Below are 6202 nucleotides of genomic sequence, written 5' to 3'. Positions count from 1 at the left end.
GGTCAGCGCCGGTGCCGGGGGCGGCGCCGAGGCCGGTGCCGACGCCGGAGCCGGTGCCGACGCCGGGGCCGCCAATGCCGGGGCCGGTGCCCGGGAGGCCGTCCTCCGCGGAGCTCGCGCCCGGCGTGGAGTACGGGTGGCCGCTCGCGCCGGTCCCCGCGGTCGCGCGGCCGTTCGACGAGCCGCCCTTCCGCTACGGGCGCGGGCACCGTGGCGCCGACCTGGTCGGGGGCGTGGGGCAGGCGGTGTTCGCCGCACGCGACGGGGTCGTGGTGTTCGCCGGGCCCGTCGCCGGCCGCGGGGTGGTGTCGGTGGAGCACACCGACGGGCTGCGGACGACCTACGAACCGGTCACCGGCACCGTGGCCGTCGGGGTCCGGGTGGCCCGAGGGGACCCGATCGGCGTGCTCGAGGCCGGGCACGCCGGGTGTCCCGCCGAGGCCTGCCTGCACTGGGGTGTGCGGCGCGGCGTGCGCTCGACCTCCGAGTACATGGACCCACTGGTGCTGCTGCGGCCGCGGCACGTCCGGCTGCTCCCGCTGCCCGACCCGTGGCCGGGCTGAGGCGGCGAGCGCCGAGGGGCCGGGTCAGGCCGGTTCGGTCAGCCGGCTGCGCAGGCGCGTGACCAGGCGGGAGTGCAGCTGGCAGACCCGGGACTCGGTCACGCCGAGCAGGCGGCCGATCTCGGCGAGGGTCCGGTTCTCCAGGTAGTAGAGGCGCACGACCTCGCGGTCCCGCTCCTCCAGCGCCCCCACGGCGAGGGCGAGCTCGCGGACCGTCTCGCCGTGCTCCACCAGCTCGACCGGGTCCGGCGTGGCCTCGTCCGCGACCAGCTCGGCGACGGGGACCTTGCCCCCACTGCCGGACTCGAGGGCCTCCGCGCTCACGAGCTGCCGGTGCTGGAGCATGCCGCGCAGCTCGCGGAGCCCGACGCCGAGCTCCTCGGCGACCTCCCGGTCGTCGACCGTGCGACCGAGCCGCGTCTCCAGTCGCTCCCGCGCGCGCTCGGCCTCCCGGCGGCGGGCCCGGGCGGTGCGCGGCACCCAGTCCTGGGCCCGCAGCTCGTCGAGCATCGCGCCGCGGATGCGCTGCGCGGCGAAGCTCTCGAATCGCACCTCGCGCTCGGGCTCGAACCGCTCGACGGCGTCGATCAGCCCGAAGGTCCCCACCTGGACCAGGTCGGCGGCGTCGACGTGAGTGGGCAGGCCCCCGGCCATCCGGCCCGCGACCCCCCGCACGAGCGCGCGGTAGTGGATCACGAGCCGGTCCCGGGCGGCCGGGGCGCGGCTCGCGAGGAAGTCCGCCCACAGCGACGAGGTGATGTCGGCGGCCTCCGGGGCGGGCGCGGGAGATTCCGCTGTCTCCTCGGCGACCGCCGCCGGGGCGATGCGGGGCGGCGTCGGCGTGGCGGCCACTTCGGCGGGCGGCCTCTCCGGGCCGGGCCTGCCGTTGGCCGACCCACGGTGCCCGATCGAGGGAACGGTAGGGGGCTCGGGCGTGTCGTACCGGAGAGGGGCCACGAGGGCGACGTGCTCGGCGGCCCGGTGCGGCCCGCCGAGGTTCGGCTCCACCTCGCCCGCCACGTCCGGGGACACCCCGGACTCGGCCGGGACCGCCCGCAGTGACACCCTGCGTTCGGCGGCCGCGGACGCCTCCGCGGTGGGCAAGGCCCTGGTCAGCGCTGCGGCCAGACCACCGACCTGCCGTGTGACCTGTGGGGCGACCTGCGCAGACCCGGCGTCCGGAGCGTCATGCCCGGGGATGAGCCTGGTCATGGACCACCTTCAGACGGTCGACGGTCACGTGCGTGTAGAGCTGGGTGGTCGACAGCGTAGCGTGACCGAGCAACTCCTGTACGTAACGAAGGTCGGCGCCGCCCTCGAGCAGATGTGTCGCCGCGGCGTGCCGGAAGCCGTGCGGTCCGATGTCCGGTGCGTCGGGCAGGGCCGCCATCGCGCGGTGCACGACCGTGCGGGCTACGCGGGGGTCGAGCCGCCCGCCGCGGATGCCCAGGAACAGCGCGGGGGGCGAGTCCGGCCGCGCCAGCGCCGGACGGCCGAGGGCCCGCCAGCGCCGCAGCGCGTGGGCGGCGGGCACCCCGAACACCACGGTCCGTTCCGTGGCGCCCTTGCCCAGCACGCGGAGGGTGCGGCGCTCGTCGTCGACGTCGTCGACATCGAGCCCGCACGCCTCGCCGACCCGGATCCCGGTGGCGTACAGCACCTCGAGCAGCGCGAGGTCGCGCAGGGCCTCGGGGTGCTCCTCGGCCGCACCGGAGGTCGCGGCGTCGAGGACCGCGGCGGCCTGGTCCGCCCGTAGCACCTCGGGCAGTTCCCCCCGCGAGCGCGGCGAGCTGAGCCGTGCCCCGGGGTCGCTCGCGAGCAGCCCGGCCCGCGCCGCCCACGCCGTGAAGGTCCGGACCGCCGCCGCACGCCGGGCCAGCGTGGCCCGGCTCGTCCCGGCCGCGTGCGCCTCGGCGAGCCGCCGTCGCAGGTACGCGAGGTCGAGCGCCGCCAGGGACGGCAGGCCGCCGAGCATCCCGGCGAGATCCGAGCGGTAGGCCCGCACGGTGTGGGCGGACCGGCCCCGCTCCAGCTCGAGGTGCCGGGCGAAGCGGTCCACCGCGGCCCCGACCTCCGCCGAGAGGACACGCTCGGGCGGATCAGCACCCGCCCCGCCTCCTCCGGCCGGACCGGTGGGATGGGGCTCGGGCCGCGTCTCCGGCCGGATCTCGGGTTCGGGCTGCGCCACCCTCCGACGGTGCGGGGCCGGGCGGCCCCGGGTCAACGACCCACGCCGCGCCCATCGCCGAGCAGAGGGACGGTCCATCCGCCTGCGCGGCGCCGGACCGGCACCCGCGTGCACGCCATCGTCGACCGCGGTTCGACGCGACGAGCATCGGCCTTCCCCGCACGGCTCGGACCGTCCCCGGTGCTCCTCGCACGCGGCCCGACACGGCACCGGGCCGACGCGCAGCCCCTACCGGGGCCCACGCCGCGCCGGGCGCTGCCATCGGCCCTCGCGGTACTCGACGAGGCCGCCGCGTTCGAGCTCGACCAGCGCGGAGCGGACGGCGTCCTGGTCCAGGCCCGCCTCCACCGCCAGCCATGCGATGTCGCGGGCGGCGCGCGGGGGCAACGCGTCGTGCACCCGGGCCTGGATCTCGTCGAGGACGTCCGTCTGGCGCTGCGGCCGCTCCGGCACGCACGCCAGCTCCACGCCCAGCCGCCCCGTCGCCTCCGTGATCTCCTCGGCCCGGGTGACCAGCAGCGCGCCCTGCCGGATCAGCTCGTGGCAGCCGGCGGACGTCGCCGAGGTCACCGGCCCCGGGACGGCCATGAGGACGGTGCCGAGCTCGCGGGCGTCGGCCGCCGTGCGCTGGGCCCCGCTCCGCAGGGCCGCCTCGACCACCACCGTGCCCGCCGACAGGGCCGCGATCAGCCGGTTGCGGACCAGGAACCGGTGGCGCGCCGGCACCGCGCCCGGCGGGTACTCCGACACCACCAGGCCGTGGCGGCCGATGCGGTCGATCAGTCCGGCGTGCGAGGCGGGATAAGCGCGGTCGAGCCCGCACGCCAGCACCGCGATCGTCGGCCCGCCACCGGCCAGGGCGCCGCGGTGCGCGGCGCCGTCGATCCCGATGGCCGCCCCCGACACGACCGTCTGCCCGGCCGCGGCGAGTCCGGCGCCGAGCTCGGCGGCGGTGTGCGTGCCGTAACCGCTGGCCGCACGGGCGCCGACCAGGGCGACCGCCCGGTCCGTGAGGTCGGCCAGTGAACCCGGGCCCCGCACCCACAGCCCCAGCGGCGGTGCCAGCTCCTTCTTGTCGGCCAGGGCGAAACAGGCGAACGGCCACTGTGGCCATTCCGGGTCCTCCGGGACGACCAACCGCGCCCCGCAGGCGGCCGCCGCCTCGAGATCCGCGTCGACCCGGTCCTCCCCCCGGCGCGCCGAGGTCTCGTCGGCCACCCCCTGGGGGACGTCGCCACGCCGGACGGCGTCGGCCGCTGCGACCGCGCCGACCAGGTCGACCCACCTCCTCGTCTCGGGTGCCGGCGGCTCGACGACCCGCATCAGGTACGCCCGCGCCCGCAGGACCGCCTCGGCCACCACGGCCGGCCGGGGCGCCGCCGCGGTCACGCCGCACCCCGCTCGCGGTAGTACAGCGCGTTGTCGACGGCCTCCCGGTCCGGCGACGAGGCACCCGCGAGATCCGCGAGTGTCCACGCGACCCGCAACGCCCGGTCCGCCCCGCGCGCCGACAGCTCACCCGACCGCATCCGCTCCTCCAACGGCCGGACGACGGACCGGGGCAGCCCGAACGTCCGCCGCAGGGCAGGGCCCGGGACCTCGGCGTTGGTCCGCCAGCCGTGCGCCGACCAGCGCTCGGCCGCGGCCGCCCGGGCGGCGAGCACCCGGGCCCGGACGGTGGCGGTGTCCTCCTCCGCGCCCCCTTCACCGCCGATCGCAGTGACCGGGAGCATCCGGGCCCGCAGGTCGACACGGTCGAGCAGCGGCCCGGACAGCCGCCCGAGGTACCGCCGACGCGCGATCGAGGTGCAGATGCAGTCCCGGTCCCGCGCGGGCGCGCAGGGGCAGGGGTTGGCCGCCAGGACCAGCTGGAACCGCGCGGGGTACCGGACGCTGCCGTCCGCCCGGGCCAGCCGGATCTCGCCCTCCTCCAACGGCGTGCGCAGCGCGTCGAGCACGTGGGGTTGGAACTCGGCGCACTCGTCGAGGAACAGGACGCCTCGGTGCGCCAGCGACACCGCACCGGGACGGGCCAGCCCGGCCCCGCCGCCGAGCAGCGCCGCCATCGACGACGAGTGGTGCGGCGCGACGAACGGAGCGACCCTGCTCACCGGGTCCCCGGCCGCCTCGCCGAGCACCGAGCGGACCGACGCCAGCTGCAGCGCCTCGTCGCGGCTGAGCTCGGGCAGCAGCCCGACGATCCGCCGCGCCAGCATCGTCTTGCCCGTGCCCGGCGGGCCGACCAGCAGCAGGTGGTGCCCACCGGCGGCGGCGACCTCGAGGGCACGCCGCGCGTCGGGCTGGCCCACGACGTCGGCCAGGTCGGGCACCGCGGCGGGGGCCTCGGCAGGCGGGCCCGTCGGCCGGTCCAGGTCGCGCTCGCCGGCGAACCAGCCGACGACCTGGTCGAGTGAGGCGGCCCCGAAGATCTCGACGTCGTCGACCAGCCCGGCCTCCTCGAGCGCGGCCACGGGCACCACGACCCGCCGCAGGCCGGCCGCCCGCGCCGCGAGGACGCTCGGCAGCACACCGCGCACCGGCCGCACCCGGCCGTCGAGGGCCAGTTCGCCCAGCAGCACGGTGCCGCTGAGCCGGTCGGGGTCGACCACCCCCGCGCCGGCCAGGACACAGCACGCCAGGGCCAGGTCGAAGCGTGATCCGGTCTTCCGCAGGGTCGCCGGGGACAGCGCCAGCAGGATCCGCACGGCCGGCCACTCCCGGCCCGAGTTCACCACCGCCGACCGCATCCGGTGCACCGACTCCTGCAGCGCGGTGTCGGCCAGCCCCACGATCTGCACCCCGGGGATCCCACCGCCCACCAGGGCCTCGATCTCGACGGGCACACCCTCGACGCCGTGCAGCGCCACGGACCAACCCCGGGCGAGCGCCATCAGAACGCCCCCTCGTAGTGCGCGAGGGTGACCGGCCGGCCGGGCCGCATCAGCACCGCGACGACGTCGAACCGGATCTCGCACCACGCCACGTGGTGCGCGGCGAGCCACGCCCTGGTCACCCGGCGGATGCGCTGGGCCTTCAGCCCGGTGACGGCCTCGGCCGGCTCGCCGTACCGCGTGCCGGAGCGGGTCTTGATCTCGCACACCACCAGGCGTGTGCCGTCGCGCTCCCGCTGGGTGGCCACCACGTCGATCTCGCCCTCCCGGCACCGCCAGTTCCGGGACAGCACGACGAGGCCCTTGCGTTCGAGGTACTCGACCGCGACGTCCTCGCCGCGGCGGCCGAGCTCGTCCTTGGCTGCCATGCCGGACACGATCTCCGGCCGGGCCGACCCGTGGGGCGGAACGCGGAAAGTGCTCCACAGGAGCCGCGGACGGTGGACAACCGCCGAATCCAGCTCGCCGACGGACGGAAACCGTCGGGGGGAGATGCTAAGGCGCGCCTAGGTGGCTGGTGTCTTTCGCGTGGCGGTCGCCCGGTCTGGCGGTCGGTTGCG

At 77.2% G+C, this 6202-nt stretch carries 6 protein-coding genes; 1 reads left to right on the top strand and 5 read right to left on the bottom strand.

Going from position 1 to position 6202, the window contains the following annotated elements:
• On the top strand, nucleotides 1-563 hold a 563-nt coding region (locus LWC33_RS34105), incomplete at its 5' end, for a M23 family metallopeptidase (protein WP_372476843.1).
• A 24-nt stretch (nucleotides 564-587) separates the two neighbouring features.
• Here LWC33_RS34105 and LWC33_RS34100 read toward each other — a convergent pair.
• The 5 genes from LWC33_RS34100 to LWC33_RS34080 all read right to left on the bottom strand — a co-directional run bounded on the left by LWC33_RS34100 (nucleotide 588) and on the right by LWC33_RS34080 (nucleotide 6010).
• Complete coding sequence (locus tag LWC33_RS34100) at nucleotides 588-1472, bottom strand: FliA/WhiG family RNA polymerase sigma factor (RefSeq protein WP_443720193.1); 885 nt, start codon at nucleotides 1470-1472, stop codon at nucleotides 588-590.
• Between the two features lie 277 nt (nucleotides 1473-1749).
• Nucleotides 1750-2751, bottom strand: coding sequence for a tyrosine recombinase XerC (locus tag LWC33_RS34095; protein ID WP_372476842.1), 1002 nt, complete (start codon nucleotides 2749-2751; stop codon nucleotides 1750-1752).
• 228 nt (nucleotides 2752-2979) lie between these two features.
• Complete coding sequence (gene dprA, locus LWC33_RS34090) at nucleotides 2980-4074, bottom strand: DNA-processing protein DprA (RefSeq protein WP_233308838.1); 1095 nt, start codon at nucleotides 4072-4074, stop codon at nucleotides 2980-2982.
• A 62-nt stretch (nucleotides 4075-4136) separates the two neighbouring features.
• Nucleotides 4137-5642 carry a YifB family Mg chelatase-like AAA ATPase gene (locus LWC33_RS34085; RefSeq protein WP_233308836.1) on the bottom strand — a complete coding sequence of 502 codons (1506 nt, stop codon included), beginning with the start codon at nucleotides 5640-5642 and terminating at the stop codon, nucleotides 4137-4139.
• Nucleotides 5642-6010: a YraN family protein gene (locus LWC33_RS34080; protein ID WP_233308835.1), complete on the bottom strand. Its 369-nt coding sequence runs from the start codon at nucleotides 6008-6010 to the stop codon at nucleotides 5642-5644. Before LWC33_RS34080 ends, LWC33_RS34085 begins: the two co-directional genes overlap by 1 nt.
• Nucleotides 6011-6202: the final 192 nt, after the last annotated feature.

The organism is Pseudonocardia terrae (assembly GCF_021343995.1).
Taxonomy (GTDB): Bacteria; Actinomycetota; Actinomycetes; order Mycobacteriales; family Pseudonocardiaceae; genus Pseudonocardia; species Pseudonocardia terrae.
Note: the sequence above shows the minus strand (reverse complement) of the source record. Positions and strands in the feature narration are given on the sequence as shown.

Excerpts from the sequence above, each read along its gene's own strand:
- dprA (WP_233308838.1), bottom strand. The coding sequence starts at position 4,074 with ATGCGGGTCGTCGAGCCGCCGGCACCCGAGACGAGGAGGTGGGTCGAC.
- LWC33_RS34085 (WP_233308836.1), bottom strand. The coding sequence starts at position 5,642 with ATGGCGCTCGCCCGGGGTTGGTCCGTGGCGCTGCACGGCGTCGAGGGT.
- LWC33_RS34080 (WP_233308835.1), bottom strand. The coding sequence starts at position 6,010 with ATGGCAGCCAAGGACGAGCTCGGCCGCCGCGGCGAGGACGTCGCGGTC.